This is a genomic window from Symbiopectobacterium sp. RP (assembly GCF_050472005.1).
Lineage (GTDB): Bacteria > Pseudomonadota > Gammaproteobacteria > Enterobacterales > Enterobacteriaceae > Symbiopectobacterium.
The window spans coordinates 620,543-641,482 of record NZ_JBGOGS010000001.1 but is presented as its reverse complement, the minus strand read 5'-3'; the positions used below and the strand labels follow the sequence as shown (position 1 = coordinate 641,482).

Here is a 20,940-nt window from a genome sequence, read left to right as displayed (position 1 = left end):
CATGGTGACCCAACAGGTGGTACTGACCACCACAATGATTGCCGCCGAGGCGTTAACCCAGCACCGACTGGTCGGGTTATCTGGCAAGGTTTTCAAAGGCAGCGGTACCGAACTCGGTGTGGCTGACATCGCAGGCAAAAAAGGCGATGCCGTGCCGGTCAATGTCCTGGGCATTATGGCGGTCGAGGCCGGTAGTGCCATCAGTGTCGGCGAGTTACTGAAATCCGATGACCAGGGTCGGGTTATCCCGGAGTCTGCTTTGGAAAAAGGCGCATTACCGGCCTCGACGGTCGGGGCGGCGCTGGATGCGGCCACTGCCGAAGGTCAGCTTATCCGCATGGTGCGAGGTATCTGATGGATTACTGCACACCTGATGAGGTGGCGGCGGTCATTCCCCGCCAGACGCTGATTGAGCTGACGCAGGACGGGATGGTGATAGGCCAGGCGCTACCGGATGTGGTTAATGAAACGGTGGTTAATGAGGCTATCCGGTATGCGGTCGAGCTGATTGATGCGCATCTGCGCGGGCGCTATACCCTGCCGCTGACGCAGTTACCTACTGTCCTTAAGGATTTGGCGCTGAATCTGGTGTGCCATGCCCTCTATCGCCGCAGTCCTGAGGGTGACTTGCCGGACGCGGTCAAGGAAAGCTACCGCGCTACCGAGAAAACCCTGGTGGCGCTGCGCGACGGCAAGCTGACGCTGGGCATTCAGGCAACACAGAAGGATATGCCCGAGCCGGGGGAATACCGTGTCCGCAGCCGGGAACGGCAGTTCGGTGGCTCTGATGGCCTGTTGGAGCGCTACTGATGGATACCCGTACCCTACTGAGCGCGGTGGTTGAACGACTGCGCCTTCAGCTGCCGGGGCTGCATGTGGATTTTTTCCCCGAACGGCCTGAGCAGTTCCGCCTGAATCATCCGCACGGGGCGGTGCTGGTCAGCTACGGCAAATCCCGCTTTGGCCAGACGCAGGATATCGGCGTGGTTATTCAGCCTCAGACCGTCAGACTGACCGCCACGGTGGTGGTGAGGCAGCTTAACGGCAAAGACGGCGCGGTGGCGGTGCTTGACCAGGTGCGCCAGTGTCTGGGCGGCTGGCGTCCACCCGACTGCCAGCGTGATATCTGGCTGGTCGAGGAGGTCTTTTTGGGGCAGATCGAGGGGCTGTGGCAATACGCGCTCACTGTTGAGACCGTGACGGTCTTTATCCAGAACGACAGCCCCGAAGACAATCCCCCGTTAACCCAGATAAACCCTGAGGAGCAATAAAGATGGCCCTGTTTCGTTATGACGGCCCACCCAGTGGCGTCACCCTGCGTACCGGCGAGGTGCTGCAGGAAGTCCTGCTCTGGCCGGGGCGGGAAGTGAAAATGCCGGAAGATCATGAGTACACCCAGACACTGGTGTGCCTCGGCTATCTGACGCGCCTGGATGCGCAACCGGTCTACCTTGAACCGGCGGCGCGTCCGGTGAAATCCCGCCCCGCCAATACCCCCTCGCCGCCAGAGAAGACGGGCGAGCGTAAAACAGACAGCCCGGGCACGGAGGGAGAAAAAGCATGAGCGATCCCTATGTACACGGCCCGGAAACCATTGAGGTCGAGCGCGGCCCCCGTCCGGTACGTGCCGTCAAATCATCAGTGATAGGACTGATGGGCACCGCCCCGACGGGCGCGGTGAATCAACCGATACAATGCCTGTCAGAAAAGGACGCCGCCCAGTTTGGCCCGGAAATCGACGGTTTTACGATACCGCAGGCGCTGGGGGCGATTTACGATCATGGGGCAGGTACGGTGGTGGTTATCAACGTACTGGATCCAACACGGCACACCCAGCACGTGGATGAAAGCGAGCTGAAATTTGATGCACAGCATCAACGTGCCCACCTTCGCTATGGGTACGTGAGCGCACTGGTATTGAAAAGTGCTGATAGCCAAACTACGTATCGGCGAGAGACGGATTATCGGCTTGAGCCGGTGAGCGGTACGCTAACACGGCAAGCCAACGGCGCTATCCCGGCAGGCGAAGCCTGTATCGCCAGCTACGATCATCTGGATACCGGTCAGGTCACGGCGGCAGATATTCTGGGCAGTATCGATACCGCCGGACGACGGAGCGGCATCAAGGTACTCGACGATGTTTATAATCTGCTGGGCTATGATGCCAAAATTTTGATTGCACCAGTCTATTGTACCCAGACCTCGGCCACCACCGAGCTGGCGGCCTATGCCGACAGGCTCAAGGCCATCGCCTATGTGGATGCGCCGATTGGCACCACCTTTGCGCAGGCTATCGCCGGTCGCGGATCGTCTGGCACCATCAACTTCAACACCGCCTCCGAGCGTGTTCGTCTGTGCTATCCGCATGCCTTGGTCTATGACAAGGCCAGCAACAAAAATCGCCTGGAGCCGCTCTCGCAGCGGACTGCCGGATTGCGGGCGAAAGTCGACCTGGAAAAAGGGTTCTGGTGGTCGTCTTCCAATCAGGAGATTGCCGGGATTGTTGGCATGGAGCGGGCGCTGTCGGCAAAGCTCGGGGATGCCCAAAGTGAAGTTAACCAGCTCAATGAAAACGGCATCACCACGGTATTTAACGGTTTTGGTACCGGTCTGCGGCTATGGGGCAACCGCACGGCGGCGTTTCCGACGGTCACCCATATGAAGAACTTTGAAAACGTGCGGCGCACCGGCGATATGCTCGACGAGGCGCTGCGCTTTTTCAGTCTGCAATATCTGGACAGGCCCATGGATCAGGCATTGATTGATGCCCTGTGCGAGTCGGTCAATGCCTACGGACGCAAGCTGATAGGCGATGGTGCGCTGCTTGGCTTTCGCTGCTGGTATGACAAGGCGCGTAATGAAGAAGAGGAGTTGTCTGCCGGGCATCTGTTGCTGAACTATGCCTATACTCCACCCCCGCCGATGGAGCGCCTGACCTATGAAACCGAAATTACCGCCGAGTTTCTGGCTAACCTGAAAGGAAGCGCATCATGATAAGGAGAGGTGGACACCCGGTATTGCGTCAGCGCTACCGGGTGGCGGTGATAAGCGGGCGTGCGATAAAGGAAAACAGCGGCGATGCGCGGACCTGTGCTGTCAGCGGCATTAATGTTATCGAGGAGAATGCGTATGACCGGTAAAATTCAGCTTAACGCCATTAGCAATGCCAATATTTACGTTAATGGCAATAATCTGCTGGGGCGAGCCGAAGAGGTGAAGTGCCCGGAGATACAGGCCATCATGCAGGAGCGCAAGGCGCTCGGTCTGGTGGGCAAGATAGAGTTGCCCTACGGTTTTGACAAACTGGAGGGGGAAATCAGGTGGAACAGTTTTTACGCCGATGTCGCCCGGCTGGTTGCCAACCCGTTTAGCACCTATCAGCTGCAGTGCCGCTGCAGTGTCCAGCAGTTTGCCAGCCAGGGTCGGTTCAATGAAGTGCCGATGGTGACCTATATGACGGTGATGTTTAAAAAGAACCCGCTGGGCACCTTCAAACAGCATGAAGATCCGGATTTAAGCAGCGCCTTTACCTGCACCTATATCAAGCAGGTACTGGATGGCGAAGAATTACTGGAGCTGGACTACATGGCGAATATTTTTCGCGTCGGCGAGGTGGATATGCTGACAGACTACTGGGCTAATATTGGTGGTTAGCGGCTCATCCCTTTTCAGCGGTGTTACCACGCCGCTATTGTCAACGACGATCGAAAAGTGATCCCACCATTCTTAATGGTGTTTAAAAGACCCTGACCGCGCCAGGGGACAGACTGCCAGGGTCAAGAAATCCTCTCAACCCAGGAGCTTATTATGCACGACACTTACCCCCTGCGTTTTCCCTATCCGCTGGCCAACGGCGAGATGCTGACCCAGGTCACCGTGCGTCGGTTGACCGTGCGCGACATGAAACAGGTACGCAAGCAAAGTCAGGACCCATCAGATTTGGATGAATTGCTGGTTGCCAGCATGACCGGGCTGTTACCGGAAGATTTGGACAAGATGGATCTGGCGGATTACCAGGCATTGCATGGCCGATTTCGCGGCTTTGCGGGGCTGGATACAGTATCCGGGACAACTGCGTAAGGCGGAGGCGTTACTGGCGAGGTGGTTTCGCTGGCAGCCCAGTGAGATTGACGGACTGCCGGTAGAGGAATTTGAGGGCTACCTTAAGGAAGCGGGCGAACAGATAAAGCGTGAAATTGTACGGAGAACAGTCCAAAAAAGAAAGCGAAAAAAACCTTCAGCGGCGAAAAAAGCCAGTGCGATAAAGGGGCCAAAACAGAACGCGAGAAGGGCTAAACCCAGGCCAATCACCGCTGTAGCGATGCCGGACATCATAAAAATGGTTATCCATGACTCGCTTCTCGCCACCATGGGCTCTATTACCCAGTACAGGCCATAACAGTAACATGCCGCCACCACCATACCGATCAGCCCGTTATAGATGTTAAGACGCGTTTCCATGGTTGCCCTCCTTAATTCATTATTAGTGAGTTTACCCTTATGGCGAGTGGTTTTTCAATTGGTGTTGTCGTCTCCGCCGCCCTGCACGGCACGTTCCGGGCTGTTATGGGGAATTCCCAACGTGCACTGGAACGGCTAAGTTCTGCGACCACCCAACTACAGCAGCGTCAGGCATCGCTGATGCGGGCGGTTAGCCGATACGGCGACATTGGCGGAGATGCCGCCCGCCGCCTGAACGGTGAACTGACCCGCATTGGCCATACCCTGTCCCGACTGGAAAGTCAGCAGGCACGCCTGACACGCGCCACCGCCACCGCCTTGCGTGATAATCGCATGAACATCTACGGTCAGGGACTGGAGAGCTACGGCATGGCTCGGGCGGCCTATGGTGCCGTTCAGCCGTCAGTAAAAAAGTACATGTCCTTTCAGGACAACATGATCGATATGGCGATCACGGCGGGCTTTAACACGAAAACCCGCGACGCACTGTGCAAGGATATTCGTGCCTGGAGCCTGCAGTACACTCAGACCCAGGACGATTTACAGGCAGCAAGCAGCTCACTGATTGGCAATAATATCGATGATTTAGATGATCTCCGCGCCTACCTGCCCAGTATTGCCCGCGCGGCCACGGCCACAAAAACCCCGGCAGAGCTGTGGGCGCAAGCCGCCTTTACCACCAAACAGTCGCTGGGCATCGCCGCCAAAGATTTCGCCGCCGTACAGAACATCATGACCTATGGTGGTAAAGCGGGATCGTTTGAAATGGCTGACCAGGTGAAGTGGTTACCCGATTTAGCCCCACAAATGGCGAATGTAGCCCAGGGTGAGGAGGCCGTTGCGGAGATGGTGGCAGCCTTACAGGTGGCAAAAATTGGGGCGGGTAGTTCAGATAAAGCGGCGAATAATTTTAATAATTTTCTCGAAAAACTGTATGCCCCAGAAACAAAAAAACGCTTTGCCGATGTGCATATCGATATTGAAAAGTCATTAATGCAGCAAAAAGCGTATGGCATTTCGCCGATTGAAGGGATGATGAATACCCTGCAAACCTATTTGGCGCAAAAAAGTCCGCAAGCCCTGGCACAATTTAAATCGGCGATGGCGCTGCAGGACAATAAGGCTCGCGATAAGGCGTTATTGGCCCTTCAGCAAAATTTTGGGTTGGGTGAACTGTTCGCTGATATGCAGGTGATGGCGTTTGTACGACCCATGCTGGCCAATATGGAGAAGTACCGCACTATCCGTGCTGGAGCCCTCAACGCCGCCAACACCGACGTGCTGGCGGGGGATTATTCCAAGCGCCTGGCATCGCCCATTGAGAAAATGAAGCAATTGATGATCGCCAGTAGCGATCTGGGGATCACGCTGGGTGAACAATTAACGCCTGCTATTGTTACTGCGGTAGATAAAATACTGCCCTGCGTCACAGCGCTTGGATCATGGATAAAAGCCAATCCTCAATTAGTGACAGGGATAGCTGGTGTCGTCACGGGACTGATCGCCTTTAAGTCTTTTTTGTTTATGTTACGGATGGGACTTAACCTGCTGGCTACCCCTTTCGTGTCTGTGTGGAAAGGTTTTGTAACACTGCGAAGTCAATGGGTGTTATTGCAAAGCACCTTTAGCCAGGGCAGCCTTCGCCGTCTGGCCGGACTCATGGGCCGACTCTCACGCGGCGCGTTGCGTCTTGGGGCGGTGCTCGGCGGCGGACTGGTGCGTGGCCTGATGATAGCGGGACGTGCCGTGCTGTTTATTGGTCGGGCACTGATGCTTAATCCCATTGGGCTGCTGATCACCGGTATTGCTGTCGGCGCTTTCCTGATTTATCGCTACTGGGGGCTCATTAGCGCCTGGTGCAAAGCCCGCTGGGCGGATATCAAACAGGCGTTTTCCGGCGGCATCGGTGGCGTCGCGGCGCTGATTATCAACTGGTCGCCGGTGGGGCTGTTCTATAAGGCGTTCGCGGGGGTTATGCGCTATTTTACTATTGAGTTACCCGCCAATTTTACCGATTTCGGTCGCAACCTGATTGAGGGGCTGGTCAGCGGTATTCGCAGCAAGCTGACCGCGGCGAGAGAGAGTATCAACGAGTTTGGCGGCAGTATCAAAAACTGGTTTAGCGAGACGCTGGGTATTCATAGCCCCTCTCGGGTCTTTATGGGCTTTGGGGACAATATCGTTGAGGGGGCGGCAATCGGTATCAGACGCACCACCCCAAAAACTCGCAGCGCGACCCGCGACTGGCTGGCGGCGTTGTTGCAGGCAGGCTCAGGGCTGGCACTGCCGGGTCTGCCTGGATGGCGACCCGCTCCCATTCCCTCGGTACCGAACGGGGCGGGGCCGCGTGGACATGGGACGACAGGCCAGGGCGGTATCGTGGTGCATTTCAGTCCCAATATTGTGCTTGATGGTCGGTCGCAACCCCCCGGCTCAGCGGTGCAGCAGGCGTTGAGTCTGGGTGTGCGCGAACTGGAGCAGATGCTGGCGCGCGTACTGCAACAACAGCAGCGCAGGAGGCTGGAATAATGTTTGCCGTATTGGGGGATATCCCTTTTCAGCTGGGTACCAGCTTTGATGCCCTGGACGGAACTTTTGGCAATGACTTTGCCGAGCAGGCACGCATTGGCCACAAGCCGGGCTTACAGTTTACCGGGGCAAAACTGGATGAGTACCATCTGACCCTGGTGCTGCATCAGCGTTACTGTGATCCGGCGCGTGAGTGGCAACGGTTGCAGGCGGCGAGCCGTGCCCATCAGGCGCTGGCCTTTGTGCTGGGTAACGGCGATTACAAGGGCTGGTTTGTGGTAACCGACCTGTCGCTGAGTACCCAGCTCTGCAGCGCGCAGGGCAGTGCCCAAGCGCTATCGGTTGAGGTGACGCTGCGCGAATATACCGGCGACCCGCAAAAGCCGCTCCGCCCCCCTGCCGTCAAAGGCGGGTTGCCGAACCTGAATCAGACCCGGCAGGCGGCCTTGCCCGCGTCGGGGCTGGGGCAGACGCTGCGCCAGGCGGTGGGCTTTGCCCGGCAGGCGCAATCGGCACTACAGACCGCCTCCAGCGTCATCCGGGTGGCGCGCCAGATGAAAAGCAATCCTGTGGTGGCGCTGACCCGCGTGCCCGGCGTACTGACCCGTCTCGGCGATGTGGCCGCCCCACTGGCGCAATCGCAACCCTGTCTGCGCCAGCTTACCGGCACCTTACCCGACGCTATCCCGCTCCTGCGGGCGAGCGGTGAGGCGGCAACGATGATAGACCATGCCCAGGACACCCTGCGCGGCCTTGCGCCGGGCGAGAGTCAACATCTGCCCGGTGCGCTCGATACGGTCGCCGGTCTGGTTGGCAATGCCGTGACGGTTTACCAGCATCAGTCAGCACCGCTCAGTCGCCTGGCCAGCCGTATTATTAGCCGGAGGGGATAATGATGTCTGCTGATACGCCTGCCGTCATGATCCATACCACCCGTGAAGGCGAACGCTGGGACACCCTGGCGCATCACTATTATGGCGACCCGCTGGGCTATGGGCGCCTCATTATGGCTAATCCGCAGGTGGCCATTACCGCGTCGCTCCCGGCAGGGATGCAGCTGCTTATCCCTGTCATTGCCGCGGATGACACCGAGGAGAACACACCCCCATGGCTGCGCTAACCCCCCGGTCTGACACGATAACCCCGGTAGATATCCCCACCTTTACCCTGCACTACGACCAGAAAGATATCTCGCGGGAAGTGACGCCTTATGTGCTGTTGGTGAGCTTTACCGACCGGCTGGCCGGGGAATCGGATGAAATTGAAGTCGAGCTGGAAGACAGTGACGGTCGTTGGCGCGAGGCCTGGTATCCGGGCAAAGGCGACAGCCTGACGCTGGCGATAGGTCTGGCCGTTCAACCGCTGCTGGCGTGCGGGACGTTCTCCCTGGATGAGCTGGAATTTTCCGGCCCGCCGGACAGCGTGCGGTTACGGGGGCTATCGGCCCCGGTCACCCACGCGTTGCGTACCCGCAGTAACCGGGCTTTTGAAGCCACCACGCTGCGGGCTATCGCCAGCCGGATAGCCAAAAAACAGCATCTGCGACTGGAAGGTACGATTGCGCCTTTGGCGCTCGACCGGGTGACGCAGTATAACGAAACCGATCTGGCGTTTATCACCCGACTGGGGCGTGAATATGGCTATATTGTCAAGGTGACCGATAAGGCGCTGGTGTTTTCCCATCGTGCGACATTGCGCGAAGCCTCGCCGCTACTGACGCTGACGCCATCTGAAGTAAGCCGCTTTACCCTGCGTGATACGCTGAATCGCATTTATCAACAAGGCAAGGTCAAATACCAGGACACCCGCACCAAAAAACTGGTCACTGTCGGCGTGCTGGCCGATGGCAGCATCGGCACGGTGGCAGAGGAAACCGTCCCTGCCAAGGGAGGGCGCGCCACCAGTGCGGACACGCTGCAGCTGCAAAACCGGGCACGCACTCGCGATGAAGCGGTCGGTAAGCTGTGTGCCGGGCTTAACCGCCACAATGAATACCAGCGCACGGCAAATCTCAGTCTGCCGGGTCAGACCCGGCTAAAAGCCGGTATCACGGTGCAACTGGCGGACTTCGGTCGGCTGTCCGGTGTGTGGCTCGTCACCTCGGTACGGCATGACCTTAACCGGCAAAGTGGCTATACCTGCGAACTGGAGTTAGGCCAGGGGCCGATTGCTCATTCGCATAAAAAAGGCAAGGCCAGCCACAGAGTCTTATGGTCATCGGCCAAAAAGCCGACGGCAGCATTGGCGTGGTGGCAAAAGAAACGCCCGTTGCACAGGAGAAAAATCGATGAGCGGTATAAAATTTACCACGGGCACGGTGAGTGCGGTGGATGAGAAAACGGTTCGGGTACGCGTTCGCCTGCCTGAGCTGGATAATCTGCGTACCGCCTGGCTTGAGGTGCTGCAGCGCAACACACAGAATAACAAGGACTACTGGCTACCGGATATCGGTGAGCAGGTCAAACTGTTACTTGACCCTTATGGTGATGATGGCCTGGTGCTCGGCGCGGTCTATTCACAGGTCGACCAACCGGCTATTGCGTCACGCGATAAACGCCGGGTCGACTTTGCCGATGGCACCTTTGTCGAGTATGACCGCAAAACCCATGTGATGGCCGTCGGCGGCACCCTCCAGACCCTGATACTGACCACCCAGGACACTGTGCATATTCAGACGCAAAATGCGACGGTGAAAGCGAGTAAACGGCTCACACTCGATGCGCCTGATACCTTCTCGACCGGCAACCTGACGGTGCAAAAGCGACTGACTTATCAGGGCGGACTGTCCGGGGACGGTGGCGCTAATATTAACGGCGATATCAAGGCCAGCGGAGATATCCAGGCTGGGAAGGTGTCGCTGGAGAACCATCAGCACAGTAACGGTCATGAGGGCAGGCCGACCGGCAAGCCGATATAAGCGTTTGCAGGCTTTAACGCGCTTTAATACCCCCTGTTGCCCGCCAGTGTCATGCTGCAGGTATGAAAAATGATTATGCAACATCCGTTTACTGGCAACCCGCACTGAACCGTCCCGGCGAAGGGGTTTCAGGACGGGCTGATATTGAGCAGTCCATTCGCATTATACTGGGTACGCCCTGTGGTGCAGACCTGCATCGACCCGATTTTGGCAGCAACCTGTACCGCTATCTGGATATGCCCATCGAGCAGGCTATTCCCCATGTTGTCAGAGAGACGGTCGACGCGCTGCGCCGCTGGGAGCCACGGATGCAACTCCTTGAGGTGAAACCGCGTGCTGAAGCAGAACATCTCTGGCTGCGGGTACGCTGGCAACCGATAACGGACGGCACGCCGCAGATGACGGAGGTTGCATGGCGTTAACCAACAAGAAGCCGGTCTTTGTCAACACCGATGCGGCGGCGCTGACCGCTGAAATGATAGCCTGGTATGAAAAAGTCAGCGGCAAGACGCTCTATCCGGCGCAGGATGAACGGCTGCTGATTAACCTGATGGCCTACCGTGAGGCGCTGGTACGCCTGGCGATTCAAGATACTGCCGAGCAGAATCTGGTGGCCTTTGCGCGTGCCCCGATGCTGGACTATCTGGGTGAACTGGTCGGCGTATACCGCCTGGCGGCTGCGGCAGCCCGTACCCGCCTACGGTTTCAGCTCGAAGAGCCTCCCGCCACGCCGTTGGTCATTCCGGCGGGCACGCGCGTCAGTGCTCGCGACAGTATTGTTTTTGCCACCGATGAGGCGGTCATCCTGAGCGACACCACTGCCAACGTGACGGCCACCTGTACCGAGCGCGGCACACTCGGCAACGGCTGGCAACCGGCGCAAATCAGCACCTTGCTCGACGGCATCAACGATGCTGACCTGAGCGTGACCAATACCGAACCCAGTACCGGTGGTGCTGATCCGGAAGAGGATGAGCATCTGCGTGAGCGTATCCGGCTGGCCCCCGCGTCATTTAGCAACGCCGGTTCGCGCGAGGCGTACCGTTTTCATGCCATGAGTGCCCATCAGGATATCCGCGATGTGGCGGTGATGCGCCCGGTACCGGGGACGGTAGCCCTTTATCCGCTGGTCAAAACCGGTCTGCCGTCCGACACCTTGCTGGCCCTGGTCAGCGGCACATGCGCGGATGAAAAGGTGCGCCCATTAACGGATACCGTCAAGGTGGCCTCGCCGGTTAAGGTGACTTACCGGATTGAAGGGGCTATCCGCGTTTATGCTGGCTACGATAGCGCCGAGGTCATGGCAGAAGTGAAGCAGTCCGCCCAGCGTTATATGGACAAGCAGGCCGCACAGCTGGGTCGTGATATCGTTCCCAGCCAGATACAGGCCACCCTCTCGGTCAACGGGGTTTACAGCGTCGAGCTTAAACAACCGACCCTGCAGGTGGTGAAAGAAAACGAATGGCCCTGGTGTGAAAACATCGACCTGAAGTTAGTGGGGGTGGTCAATGACTGATATCACACCCGATACCCCTGCCCACGAGACCTTACTGCCCCCGCCATTAGCCGACGATAGCCGCTTTCAGTGGCTGGCAATGTTAGCGGGCCGATTGCAGCAGCTTGACCTGACGCCGCTGCTGGTTTACCTGATGGATATGACCGAAACCAGTGCCTTACCCTGGCTGGCCGAACAACTGTCGCTGACCGGCGATAATGGCTGGGATCTGGCCGAATCCGACGATGCCCGCCGGGCGATGCTGAAAAACGCCATTGAACTGCACCGCTATAAAGGTACTCCCTGGGCGGTACGTGAAGTCATTCGCCGTCTGGGCTTTGGGGAAGTCGAACTGAGCGAAGGGGAAGCGGCATTATCGAAAGCATCACCGTTGCATTTAAGCCATCCGACGGGGCATTTTCGGTAGGCCAAGGGAGAGGAACACCTATCGGTACAACCGCTTCCAATAAACCAAGGTTTTATGACATCGAGAATTTAGCTAAAATTTTGGCCAAACCAAGTAATTAAAAGGCTCATAGAGAGTGAAAAAAGGTCAGGAATGGCAAAAATAGGCTATATGAGGGTGTCAAAAAATGACCAAAACACCGATTTACAGCGAAAATCGCTCGTTTGTGCAAATTGCGAGCAGATTTTTGAGGATAAAATCAGTGGAAAAACAGACCAGAGACCTGGGTTAAAACGTGCATTAAAATGCCTGAAATCGGGCGATACATTGGTGGTCTGGAAGCTGGACAGGCTGGGTCGTAGCATTAAACATTTGATTACTTTAATATCCAAACTTGAAGATGAAGGTATTCATTTTCATAGTTTGACGGATGCCATTGATACTTCTACGTCCGCAGGTCGTTTTTTCTTTCATGTGATGAGTGCGTTGGCGCAAATGGAGCGGGAACTGATTGTTGAACGTACTAAAGCGGGTTTAGCAGCCGCAAGAAGCAGAGGACGTATCGGGGGGAGACCTTGCTCATTATCTTCCGCGCAGCAAGAGCAGGCTAAAAAATTACTCGAGTCCGGTCATAGTAGAAAACAGCTGGCATTACTGTATGGGGTGTCATTGGCCAGCATTTACAAATATTGTCCAGTTAACCGGAATGCTCGAAAAGGCCAAAATGGCTCTGATGAAAAATAAGAGTGTAATTTTGTTGCACTGTTGGAAACAAAAGTAGCTTGTCATTTATCGTACGTTTTGGCTTCAAATATCGCGCGGCGCATCATCTTCGGCGAGATTGAGCAGGCCGGCTTTGTGTTTGATAATGGGATTGTTAGTATGAAGCATGAGAGTTACCTAGCGTTTTGTTTAAGGATTAGACACCCATATCAAAACCGGTAACTCTCAACCTTTCAAGGCATAGGTATCTACACATCTTTTGCAATATCTGCTATTACGTTGCTGCATGATCTCAACTTATCCATCGGCGGGATTGATGCCCGCCTTAACCGGCGTTATCAGCGTCTGGTTAAGCAACACATGACTCCCCCAGCACCATTGGCGTCAGCCGTTAAAGACCTTGCCTGCGCACAGAAAACAACGTTCGCCACTACTCAGGCCGTTTGGCGTTTTTTTAATAATGAACGTATTAGCTTCAGTCAGCTCAATGAACCGATTATTTCGCTGGCTCTCCGGCAGGTTGCACTTAGCCCGCATCCATACGCTCCCGTCGTTCACGACTGGTCTCATTTACAGTTTCGTACCCACAATGGGAAAGAAGAACGTTTGAAAATGACGCATGGTGGTGACGTCGGTTATGAACTACAAACCAGCCTACTGCTTGATGCTGCAAATGGTTTACCAATAGTGCCCCTGTCCCAAACTCTAACCGATAGGGCGGGTTGTCGTTCAACGCTAACCGAGGGCTTGTCTGAGAGTCTGACTCATATGGATGCTTTGACGGCTGATATCGCCCGCGTTGAGTCTCTTGATACCGGGAGGAAGTTAGTTCATCTCATTGACCGTGAAGGTGACTCTATCGGGCATATGCGCACATTAAGCTCCCAGGGAATATGTTGGCTTATCCAGGGAAAGGAAGGGCATCGGGCCGAGTGGGGCGGTGACACCCGTAAAATTGGTGAAATTGCAGACGATCTGCCATTTATCGCAAACGGACAGGTTGGCTGGAAAGGGAAAAAAGCCAATATGGAGATCGGGGAAACATCCGTGATCATAACGCGAACAGCAAAAGCGAAGCGGAAAGACAAGAACACCGGACGGCGAGTGAAAGTTCAGCCAGGCGTAGCTCTGACACTCAGATTAGTTGTGGTTCGCCTTACCGATACTCACGGTAAATTTATCGGACGCTGGACGCTGCTCACAAACGTTAGCAACGAGCTCACCAGCGCGGAAGTCGCTCGCTGGTATTACTGGCGCTGGGGTATTGAATCCTTTTTTAAGCTGCTGAAAGGTGCCTGCCATGATGTAGAAAAATGGCTTCAGCGCTGGTGCCCTGCTACGCAGGTTATTGATAGCTAGCATGGCATGTGTGCTGGTATGGCGGCTGCAACGCGCTGAAGGAGACGACAATGCGGCAGCCCGTCAGTTAATTTGCCGATTATTCGGACGACAACAAAAACGAGGGCGTAAAGAAAGCGCCCCAGCGCTGCTTGCCGGACTATCCATCCTGCTAAATACCTTGACGTTATTAGCAGACTATACCCCGGAAGAACTTGCCCACTTAGCTATGGTGGTTTTTAACCCTTTATGATGTGTAGATACCTATGCCTTTCAAGGTCCAGTGTCAGATCTAGTCGCGACTAATACACGCTTGTTTTACCGCCGGTTACGCAATTAAGGGACACAGCCTAGAAAAGTCATTCCCGCTCCTAACCCGTCATTACCGCGAAAGCGGGAATCTCTTGCAGATGTAGCGCGTTTCTTCTGGCAGAGATCCCCGGCTTTTGCCGAGGATGACGAATATAGCTAACCGACTTAAAAATGATTACAGCCAATGCCCTGATATGTGGAAAAAAATACAGCTAATTGTTATCAAAATAATGTCGTTTGGCTATAGAAAAGCGCGTTGCGCTTAACGCTCGTCGCGCCGCCCCGGCACCGCGCCCCATATGCGCCGCGCGTGTACCGTTACCTCTTCGCGATCGTGGTACAGTTGGCGAGCACGGAGTTCGTAGTTGATACCATTCTCACTCAAGCGCTCGCTCAGCAGTGCCAGATTTTGTGTCACTTCCTCATAGCGTTTTTTCATCGGCAACTTGAGGTTGAATATCACTTCCCGGCACCAGCCCTTCACCAGCCAATCGGCCATCAGGTTAGCCACCCGCGCTGGTTTCTCCACCATATCGCACACCAACCAAGTGATATTGTTGCGCGGTGGCTCAAAACGAAAACCATCGGCGGCATGATGTGTCACCTGACCAGTATCCATCAGGCTTTGCGCCATGGTACCGTTGTCCACGGCATGCACCATCATGCTGCGCTTCACCAGTTGATAGGTCCAACCGCCGGGGCACGCCCCCAAATCCACCGCGTACATGCCACTTGCCAAACGCTCATCCCACTCATCAGCCGGGATGAATACGTGGAACGCCTCTTCCAGTTTTAATGTCGAACGGCTTGGGGCATCAGAAGGGAATTTCAGACGCAGGATACCCATGTAAAACGGCGAGTGCTTATTGCTGTAGGAATAGCCCACATAGCAATGCCCCGGGGCAATAAACAACACATGGATAACAGGACGATCTGCTTTTTCATACGGCAGCAGAATGCCGTTTTCCTTCAGGGCGGCGCGCAAAGGCACTGTGAATTTGCGGCAAAACTTCAGCAGCTCTTTGCTTTCATTGGTGTCCGGTACTTCAACGCGCAGTTCTCCAGCCCCTTCAATCGCACCAGTCAGCATGCCGACAATCGGGGTAATGCGATCTTCCGGCGGCAAATCGCGCAACAGCTCACCGCACACGAACCATTGACGGGCAAAAACCAGCCTATCAAACGGCAATGTTTTGATTAAGCGATCGGCATCTTCATGCTGATAGCATTCATACATCACATAGCCACAATTTTCTTTAACCCTGGCGAAGCCAAGAACCTCATGTGTGGTGGCTTTTTCCGTTATCTCTGCCGCACACTCTTTTTCGAAACCGGGGCGGCAATATAAAATTACCTTATTCATTACTTTTCGCCTTTCTTGTCTGGTGCAGCACGCCAATCAACATCAAAACCCATCCGGTCAGGAAGAAAAGACCGCCAACCGGCGTGACAAACGCCCAAAACCGCAGGTGCGACAGCGCCAGAATCGCCAGCGTATGAAACGCCTGTATTCAAGCCCGGTTTTTAGCCAGGCCATCTCGGCAGCGTCCAGCGATTTGCTGAGCACATGCGCACCAAAGGCACCCAACGCTACAAACACAAACCCGCTGATCGCGGAAAACATCAGCATAAAACGACTGTTCATCGTATTTTCCAAAGTAAATCGATTCAAATATTATCCGAACGCCACATATCAACGTGCGGCGTTGTCATAGCGGAAACGAAACTTCTCTTGCTCGCTTGCCGCGCGCGCCAAAATCCAGTGGCGAAAGGCGGCTATTTTACCCAGTTCAGCCTGACTGTCATGACAAACCAGATAAAAAGCATTTTTACTGACCAATACGTCGTTAAATGGGCATACTAACCGACCAGCTTCAATCTCGGTCTGAGCCATCACGTTATTTGCCAAAGCGACCCCCTGTCCGTGGATCGCCGCCTGCAACACCATCGCACTGTAGCTAAATATCGGCCCTTGCTGCACGTTGATCTGCACGCCAAGCTGCCGGGTGTAGGCTAACCAGTCGCGGCGAGACGCATCATGCAACAGGGTATGCCCTACCAGATCCTGCGGGGTTTTTAGCGGATGCTTGCCCGTTAGCAATACCGGAGAACAGACAGGCAACAGATACTCAGCATAGAGCTTTTCAACGCGCAACCCATGCCAGTTGCCACGCCCGTAAAAAATCGCCACATCCACATCATCTGACAAGCGATCTTCCTGACGGTCTACCGCCTGAATTCGCACATCAATCCCCGGAAACTCCGCATTGAAACTCGATAATCGCGGTACCAGCCAATGGATAGCGAAACTGGGTAACAGGCTGACCGTCAATGCACCTTTGGCACTGCGTGACTGTAACTTGCGCGTCGCTTCATTGAGTGAAGAGAAGATCTCTTTTATATCAATATAGTAGCTTTGCCCCTCTTCCGTCAGCAGCAAAGAGCGATTGCTGCGACGAAACAGCTTGAGCCCCAAAAAATCTTCTAATGACTTGATTTGATGACTGACAGCAGCCTGTGTGACAAACAGTTCCTCCGCCGCTTTGGTGAAGCTGAGGTGGCCGGCGGCAGAATCAAATACACGCAACGCATTGAGCGGAGGGAGTCGCTTTGACATAGGGTAATGTTCTTCTTTTTCCTAAGAGGTGCACGGAGGCAGCACCGTTCCAGTCATTAGTTTTTTTTATCCGAGACATTATAATTTGTCCGTTGAGGATGCACCAGCAAATACCTATATTAGCGCCACTTCCTTGAGCCGGAACGAAAGGTGCGGCAGGCGTTTCCTGAAGTGCTTTTGGCTTGTGGTTATGATGTTGTGTTTGCTATTTATTGTCTGCTTTTCAGACATGGTAGCCAAGGCTACTTTTCACTTCCTGTACATTTACCCTGTCTGTCCATAGTGATTTTTATGTGGCACCGCTTTTTAGCGGTGCTTTTTTTGCCTGACAGGCGGCAAATCTCCGTGTGCCAGAAATGACAATTCCCGCGCTGACATTTCAGACTCGCCTTACCGAATGAGTAAGCAACGAAATGGCAGTGCGAGAATCGAGATACAGGTTACACCCGAGGGAAAACTATTTGGCTTCCACCATTTCCTTCAGGTTATCACGGTTGATCTGCTGCTCGTGGCCGTAGGCATCGACGTAGCTGATCATTCCGGTATCTTCATCCACTTTCGGTTTCCCTTCAGCGACAATGGTGCGCCCGTCGTTGGTATGCAGCACATAATTACTCGAACAGGCAGTCAAAGAGAGTGCAGCCATCGCAATGGCAATAATTACTATTTTATTCTTCTAAGACTAGCAAAATCATTTCAATATGCGTTTAAGGATCGTCCTAAAACTTGTTTCCCCGTAAAAAATGCGACAGGATCGTCTGCCAGAAGAGGAACACCATGACAGCATTCAATCCCGCAACCTTTCGTAATGATTTCCCTGCACTCGCGCGATCCGCTGTTTATCTGGACAGCGCGGCAACGGCGCTCAAACCCCAGCCGGTCATTGATGCCATCTCGCAGTATTACACCTCCGAGACCGGTAACGTGCACCGCAGCCAACATGCTCACGCACAGCAGGTGACAGTGCGATTCGAGCAGGTTCGATGCGCGGTAGCCGCCCTGCTTAACGCCGACGATCCGCGTTGCATCGTGTGGACTCGCGGTACGACAGAAGCCATTAATCTGGTGGCGCAAAGCTATGCACGCCCTCGTTTGCAGCCGGGTGATGAAATCATCGTCAGCGAAGCGGAGCACCACGCCAACCTCATTCCCTGGCTGATGGTGGCACAGCAAACTGGTGCACGCGTCGCCAAGCTACCGATTGGCGCGGATGCGCGGCCTAACCTGGAAGCATTGGCCGATCTGATCACCTCACGCACGCGCCTGCTGGCACTGGGCCAGATGTCTAATGTGACAGGGGGACAACCCGATCTGGCGAAAGCGATCGCGCTGGCGCATCAGGCAGGTGCTGTTGTGATGGTTGACGGCGCGCAAGGCATTGTGCACAGCGCACCTGATGTACAGGCGCTGGATATCGATTTTTACGCCTTCTCCGGCCACAAACTTTTTGGCCCGACCGGTATTGGCGTGTTGTACGGCAAAGCTGACCTGCTGGAATCCATGCCGCCTTGGCACGGTGGAGGGAAAATGATGAGCGTGGTCTCTTTTGATGGGTTTACACCGCAGGCCATTCCTCAGCGATTTGAAGCGGGCACCCCCGCTATTGCCGAAGTGCTCGGGTTAGGGGCTGTGCTGACGTGGCTGCAAGGCTATGACTGGCGCGCTGCGAATCAATATAGCCAAGGGTTGGCCCAATTGGCTGAACAGCAGTTGGCTCGTTTCCCCGGTTTTCGCTCACTGCGCAGTCCCAACGCGACCATCCTGTCGTTTACCCTGACCGATGCACATCCGAACGATCTGGCAACGCTTCTTGCAGAGCAGCAGATTGCCGTTCGCGCCGGACACCATTGCGCTCAACCGTTATTCGTGGCACTTGGATTCGATGGCGCAGTACGCGCCTCTTTCGCGCCCTATAATAACGAGCATGATGTCACCGCGCTGGTGACGGCGGTTGGCAATGCGTTGGATTTACTGCGAGATTGATTGACGAACAATGGAACTGGCCTACACCATGACAGAACATCCCATGACAGAGCACACCGCTCACACTTTTGGCCGTGCCATCACTGCAGAGACCTTACAGCACACCTTCGATGCCTGCCGCTCGTGGGAAGAGCGTTATCGGCAATTGATCCTGCTGGCTAAACAGCTTCCGGTCCTGCCGGACGCGTTGAAAAATGACACTATCGCCCTGTCTGGCTGTGAAAATCGCGTCTGGTTGGGCTATGAGAAACAACAGGATGGTCGATTGCACTTTTACGGTGACAGCGACGGGCGTATCGTGCGCGGTTTGCTGGCTGTACTGCTCACGGCGGTAGAAGGCAAACAGGCTGCCGATTTGCTAGGACAAGATCCATTGTCCCTGTTTGACCAACTCGGCCTGCGCGCGCAGCTCAGCGCCTCACGCGCCAGCGGATTATCCGCGCTGGCACAGCGTATTCAAGCCATAGCCGCACAGGCTTAGCCTATTTAGGCCAAGTCTTTTTGTTCGTACCGTGGGTGTTTCGTGCGCGTTAACCCCCGCGGTTATTTGCATCTTACATCGCACGCGCCTGACACGGGGCGCTCAATCGCCCTCGCCCCGTGGCCCTTGGCTTTTCGGGGGAAATATAGACAAGCGACTTAATTTTGATTACACCATATGGACTGAGAACAAAATCTCTGTATCGCAACCACTCTCTCTTTTTTTGCTTTTTGCTTGTGCCCATTTATGCTCAATTGGGGGCTTTGTTGAATAAATAGAACTTTTGGGTAATCATCGGAGCAGATCAACACAGTTGTTTCAAAATCAGGTCTCCATGGCAAAACAAAATTTTAAAATCACCAACTGGCCCTCTTATAACAAGGCCCTCAAGCAGCGCGCTTCTCTAACCGTATGGCTAGATGAATCAGCCATTGCTGCATGGACGGAAAAAAACACTACTGAACGGCGTGGACGACCGCTCCACTACTCAAATATGGCCATCACCACAGTCCTGATGATGAAACGCGTGTTTGGCCTTTCATTGAGGGCTTTACAGGGCTTTGGTGACTCGATTTTTAAACTGATTAAATTGTCGCTGCATTGTCCAGACTATTCGCTGCTCAGCAAGCGAGCAAAGACAGTGAACATCAGCATAAAAACGCCAACCCGTGGTGAAATCTCACATCTGGTCATTGATGGAACCGGCCTGAAGGTCTTTGGCGAAGGCGAATGGAAAGTCCGGCAGCATGGTGCCGACAGATGCAGGGTATGGCGTAAGCTGCACCTGGCAGTAGACAGTGTGACGCATGAGATTATCTGTGCGGATTTGTCGCTCAGTGGTACGACTGATGCCCAAGCTCTACCGGCGCTGATAAACCAGACCCACCGGAAAATCAGAGAGGCATCGGCTGACGGCGCTTAGGATACAGTTTACTGCTATGATGCTCTGCTGAGGAAGAAAATAAGGCCGCTTATCCCGCCACGAAGGGGGGCGCAATATTGGCAAGATCGCTACCACGAGCGTAACCCCGCTGTTGCAAATCAGCGCATTAGCGGTAGTAACGATATCTGGAAAAAGAAAGTGGGCTATCACCGGCGCTCAGTGGCTGAAACGGCCATGTTCCGGTTCAAAAGGCTTCTGGGTGGTCATCTAAGTCTGAGAGACTACGATGGTCAGGTGGGTGAAGCCATGGTCAAAGCGCTTAACCTGATCACGCTATTAGGAATGCCGAACAGTATTCGCATCACGTAACAATCGACCCGTATGGGGCGCAGTCGTTACAAGTTCTGATTTATTCAATAAAGCCTGTTTTGGCCTGAAGAACTTGGGAGCCAAGGGAAGACAAATGTTATCGGCGCTTTATTAGGCATAACGCTGTTTGCTATCGGATTATTTGATATCAATATTAACAGCGATGTTTTCTATTCCTGGGTCACACAAGTCCTTATCCCAGTACTCCCTAAAAACAGGGTAATCGTGATGGACAATGCAACTTTTCACAAAAAACATAATATTCAACAAGTCATCATCGATGCAGGGTATATGGTGGAGTATTTGCCTACATATTTCGCTAGATCTTAACCCAATTGAGCATAAATGGGCACAAGCAAAAAAAGAGAGAGTGGTTGCGATACAGAGATTTTGTTCTCAGTCCATATGGTGTAATCAAAATTAAGT

27 protein-coding genes and 3 pseudogenes are annotated in these 20,940 nt (G+C 54.4%); 24 read left to right on the top strand and 6 right to left on the bottom strand.

Translation table 11 applies throughout. The features are described 5' to 3' along the window. The first annotated feature begins 1 nt into the window (after nucleotide 1). The 8 genes from ACD630_RS04130 (at nucleotide 2) to ACD630_RS04095 (ending at nucleotide 4,080) form a co-directional block, all read left to right on the top strand. Entirely contained in the window at nucleotides 2–355 is a 354-nt protein-coding gene (locus tag ACD630_RS04130; RefSeq protein WP_430358213.1) for a capsid cement protein, read from the top strand. Next, nucleotides 355–810, top strand: a complete 456-nt coding sequence (locus ACD630_RS04125) for a gp436 family protein (RefSeq protein WP_430358212.1) — start codon at nucleotides 355–357, stop codon at nucleotides 808–810. Before ACD630_RS04130 ends, ACD630_RS04125 begins: the two co-directional genes overlap by 1 nt. Next, nucleotides 810–1,271, top strand: coding sequence for a Gp37 family protein (locus ACD630_RS04120; RefSeq protein WP_430358211.1), 462 nt, complete (start codon nucleotides 810–812; stop codon nucleotides 1,269–1,271). The genes ACD630_RS04125 and ACD630_RS04120 overlap by 1 nt, the downstream gene beginning before the upstream one ends. A 2-nt stretch (nucleotides 1,272–1,273) precedes the next feature. Further along, complete coding sequence (locus ACD630_RS04115; RefSeq protein WP_430358210.1) at nucleotides 1,274–1,564, top strand: hypothetical protein; 291 nt, start codon at nucleotides 1,274–1,276, stop codon at nucleotides 1,562–1,564. Then, complete coding sequence (locus ACD630_RS04110; protein WP_430358209.1) at nucleotides 1,561–2,994, top strand: phage tail sheath subtilisin-like domain-containing protein; 1,434 nt, start codon at nucleotides 1,561–1,563, stop codon at nucleotides 2,992–2,994. The genes ACD630_RS04115 and ACD630_RS04110 overlap by 4 nt, the downstream gene beginning before the upstream one ends. Then, nucleotides 2,991–3,140 carry a hypothetical protein gene (locus tag ACD630_RS04105; protein WP_430358208.1) on the top strand — a complete coding sequence of 50 codons (150 nt, stop codon included), beginning with the start codon at nucleotides 2,991–2,993 and terminating at the stop codon, nucleotides 3,138–3,140. Before ACD630_RS04110 ends, ACD630_RS04105 begins: the two co-directional genes overlap by 4 nt. Continuing rightward, nucleotides 3,130–3,654 (top strand): phage major tail tube protein, encoded by a 525-nt coding sequence (locus ACD630_RS04100; protein ID WP_430358207.1) that lies wholly within the window; start codon nucleotides 3,130–3,132, stop codon nucleotides 3,652–3,654. Before ACD630_RS04105 ends, ACD630_RS04100 begins: the two co-directional genes overlap by 11 nt. Nucleotides 3,655–3,807: 153 nt before the next feature. Continuing rightward, complete coding sequence (locus tag ACD630_RS04095) at nucleotides 3,808–4,080, top strand: phage tail assembly protein (RefSeq protein WP_010615536.1); 273 nt, start codon at nucleotides 3,808–3,810, stop codon at nucleotides 4,078–4,080. 78 nt (nucleotides 4,081–4,158) lie between these two features. On the opposite strand, the gene ACD630_RS04090 is transcribed toward ACD630_RS04095, so the two are convergent. Further along, nucleotides 4,159–4,461, bottom strand: a complete 303-nt coding sequence (locus ACD630_RS04090; protein WP_430358206.1) for a hypothetical protein — start codon at nucleotides 4,459–4,461, stop codon at nucleotides 4,159–4,161. Nucleotides 4,462–4,500: 39 nt separating this feature from the next. On the opposite strand from ACD630_RS04090, the gene ACD630_RS04085 reads away from it, so the two are divergent. The 12 genes and pseudogenes from ACD630_RS04085 to ACD630_RS04030 all read left to right on the top strand — a co-directional run bounded on the left by ACD630_RS04085 (nucleotide 4,501) and on the right by ACD630_RS04030 (nucleotide 14,447). Next, the gene (locus tag ACD630_RS04085; RefSeq protein ID WP_430358205.1) at nucleotides 4,501–6,990 is read left to right on the top strand and encodes a phage tail tape measure protein; all 2,490 of its coding nucleotides are present in this window, start codon (nucleotides 4,501–4,503) and stop codon (nucleotides 6,988–6,990) included. Continuing rightward, the gene (locus ACD630_RS04080; protein ID WP_430358204.1) at nucleotides 6,990–7,883 is read left to right on the top strand and encodes a phage tail protein; all 894 of its coding nucleotides are present in this window, start codon (nucleotides 6,990–6,992) and stop codon (nucleotides 7,881–7,883) included. Before ACD630_RS04085 ends, ACD630_RS04080 begins: the two co-directional genes overlap by 1 nt. Beyond that, on the top strand, nucleotides 7,883–8,110 hold the full coding sequence (locus tag ACD630_RS04075) for a tail protein X (RefSeq protein ID WP_430358203.1): 228 nt from the start codon (nucleotides 7,883–7,885) through the stop codon (nucleotides 8,108–8,110). The genes ACD630_RS04080 and ACD630_RS04075 overlap by 1 nt, the downstream gene beginning before the upstream one ends. After that, a complete protein-coding gene (locus tag ACD630_RS04070) occupies nucleotides 8,098–9,324 on the top strand; it encodes a phage late control D family protein (protein ID WP_430358202.1) in 1,227 nt (408 codons plus the stop codon). Before ACD630_RS04075 ends, ACD630_RS04070 begins: the two co-directional genes overlap by 13 nt. Further along, entirely contained in the window at nucleotides 9,278–9,907 is a 630-nt protein-coding gene (locus ACD630_RS04065; protein WP_430358201.1) for a phage baseplate assembly protein V, read from the top strand. Before ACD630_RS04070 ends, ACD630_RS04065 begins: the two co-directional genes overlap by 47 nt. 62 nt (nucleotides 9,908–9,969) lie before the next feature. Beyond that, complete coding sequence (locus ACD630_RS04060; RefSeq protein WP_430358200.1) at nucleotides 9,970–10,329, top strand: GPW/gp25 family protein; 360 nt, start codon at nucleotides 9,970–9,972, stop codon at nucleotides 10,327–10,329. Beyond that, entirely contained in the window at nucleotides 10,320–11,423 is a 1,104-nt protein-coding gene (locus tag ACD630_RS04055) for a baseplate assembly protein (RefSeq protein ID WP_430358199.1), read from the top strand. Before ACD630_RS04060 ends, ACD630_RS04055 begins: the two co-directional genes overlap by 10 nt. Then, nucleotides 11,416–11,766, top strand: a pseudogene (locus ACD630_RS04050) (phage tail protein I); the annotation flags it as partial. The gene ACD630_RS04055 and the pseudogene ACD630_RS04050, both read left to right, overlap by 8 nt. 195 nt (nucleotides 11,767–11,961) lie before the next feature. After that, nucleotides 11,962–12,552, top strand: a complete 591-nt coding sequence (locus tag ACD630_RS04045; protein ID WP_430358198.1) for a recombinase family protein — start codon at nucleotides 11,962–11,964, stop codon at nucleotides 12,550–12,552. A gap of 258 nt (nucleotides 12,553–12,810) precedes the next feature. Next, on the top strand, nucleotides 12,811–13,890 hold the full coding sequence (locus tag ACD630_RS04040; RefSeq protein ID WP_430358197.1) for a hypothetical protein: 1,080 nt from the start codon (nucleotides 12,811–12,813) through the stop codon (nucleotides 13,888–13,890). Nucleotide 13,891: 1 nt separating this feature from the next. Then, nucleotides 13,892–14,122, top strand: a complete 231-nt coding sequence (locus ACD630_RS04035; RefSeq protein WP_430358196.1) for a hypothetical protein — start codon at nucleotides 13,892–13,894, stop codon at nucleotides 14,120–14,122. A 202-nt stretch (nucleotides 14,123–14,324) separates the two neighbouring features. Next, the gene (locus ACD630_RS04030; protein ID WP_430358195.1) at nucleotides 14,325–14,447 is read left to right on the top strand and encodes a hypothetical protein; all 123 of its coding nucleotides are present in this window, start codon (nucleotides 14,325–14,327) and stop codon (nucleotides 14,445–14,447) included. On the opposite strand, the gene rlmM is transcribed toward ACD630_RS04030, so the two are convergent. From rlmM to ACD630_RS04010, 4 genes and pseudogenes are all read right to left on the bottom strand, one after another. Further along, a complete protein-coding gene (gene rlmM, locus ACD630_RS04025; protein WP_430358194.1) occupies nucleotides 14,444–15,544 on the bottom strand; it encodes a 23S rRNA (cytidine(2498)-2'-O)-methyltransferase RlmM in 1,101 nt (366 codons plus the stop codon). The two genes, ACD630_RS04030 and rlmM, sit on opposite strands and share 4 nt — an antisense overlap. Further along, a pseudogene (locus tag ACD630_RS04020) lies at nucleotides 15,537–15,826 on the bottom strand (DUF423 domain-containing protein). The gene rlmM and the pseudogene ACD630_RS04020 overlap by 8 nt, the downstream one beginning before the upstream one ends. Nucleotides 15,827–15,874: 48 nt before the next feature. Further along, complete coding sequence (locus ACD630_RS04015; protein WP_430358193.1) at nucleotides 15,875–16,798, bottom strand: transcriptional regulator GcvA; 924 nt, start codon at nucleotides 16,796–16,798, stop codon at nucleotides 15,875–15,877. 457 nt (nucleotides 16,799–17,255) lie between these two features. Next, nucleotides 17,256–17,465, bottom strand: coding sequence for a YgdI/YgdR family lipoprotein (locus tag ACD630_RS04010; RefSeq protein ID WP_430359884.1), 210 nt, complete (start codon nucleotides 17,463–17,465; stop codon nucleotides 17,256–17,258). Between the two features lie 110 nt (nucleotides 17,466–17,575). Here ACD630_RS04010 and csdA point away from each other — a divergent pair, with 110 nt between their 5' ends. Together csdA and csdE are read left to right on the top strand one after the other, a co-directional pair. Then, on the top strand, nucleotides 17,576–18,781 hold the full coding sequence (csdA, locus tag ACD630_RS04005; protein ID WP_430358192.1) for a cysteine desulfurase CsdA: 1,206 nt from the start codon (nucleotides 17,576–17,578) through the stop codon (nucleotides 18,779–18,781). Between the two features lie 10 nt (nucleotides 18,782–18,791). Next, complete coding sequence (csdE, locus tag ACD630_RS04000) at nucleotides 18,792–19,262, top strand: cysteine desulfurase sulfur acceptor subunit CsdE (RefSeq protein WP_430358191.1); 471 nt, start codon at nucleotides 18,792–18,794, stop codon at nucleotides 19,260–19,262. A 73-nt stretch (nucleotides 19,263–19,335) separates the two neighbouring features. On the opposite strand, the gene ACD630_RS03995 is transcribed toward csdE, so the two are convergent. Beyond that, a complete protein-coding gene (locus tag ACD630_RS03995; protein ID WP_430358190.1) occupies nucleotides 19,336–19,506 on the bottom strand; it encodes a hypothetical protein in 171 nt (56 codons plus the stop codon). A 90-nt stretch (nucleotides 19,507–19,596) separates the two neighbouring features. Here ACD630_RS03995 and ACD630_RS03990 point away from each other — a divergent pair. Then, nucleotides 19,597–20,514 (top strand): annotated as a pseudogene (locus tag ACD630_RS03990) (IS5 family transposase). A 54-nt stretch (nucleotides 20,515–20,568) separates the two neighbouring features. After that, a complete protein-coding gene (locus ACD630_RS03985) occupies nucleotides 20,569–20,844 on the top strand; it encodes a transposase (protein ID WP_430359883.1) in 276 nt (91 codons plus the stop codon). The last annotated feature ends 96 nt before the right edge of the window (nucleotides 20,845–20,940 follow it).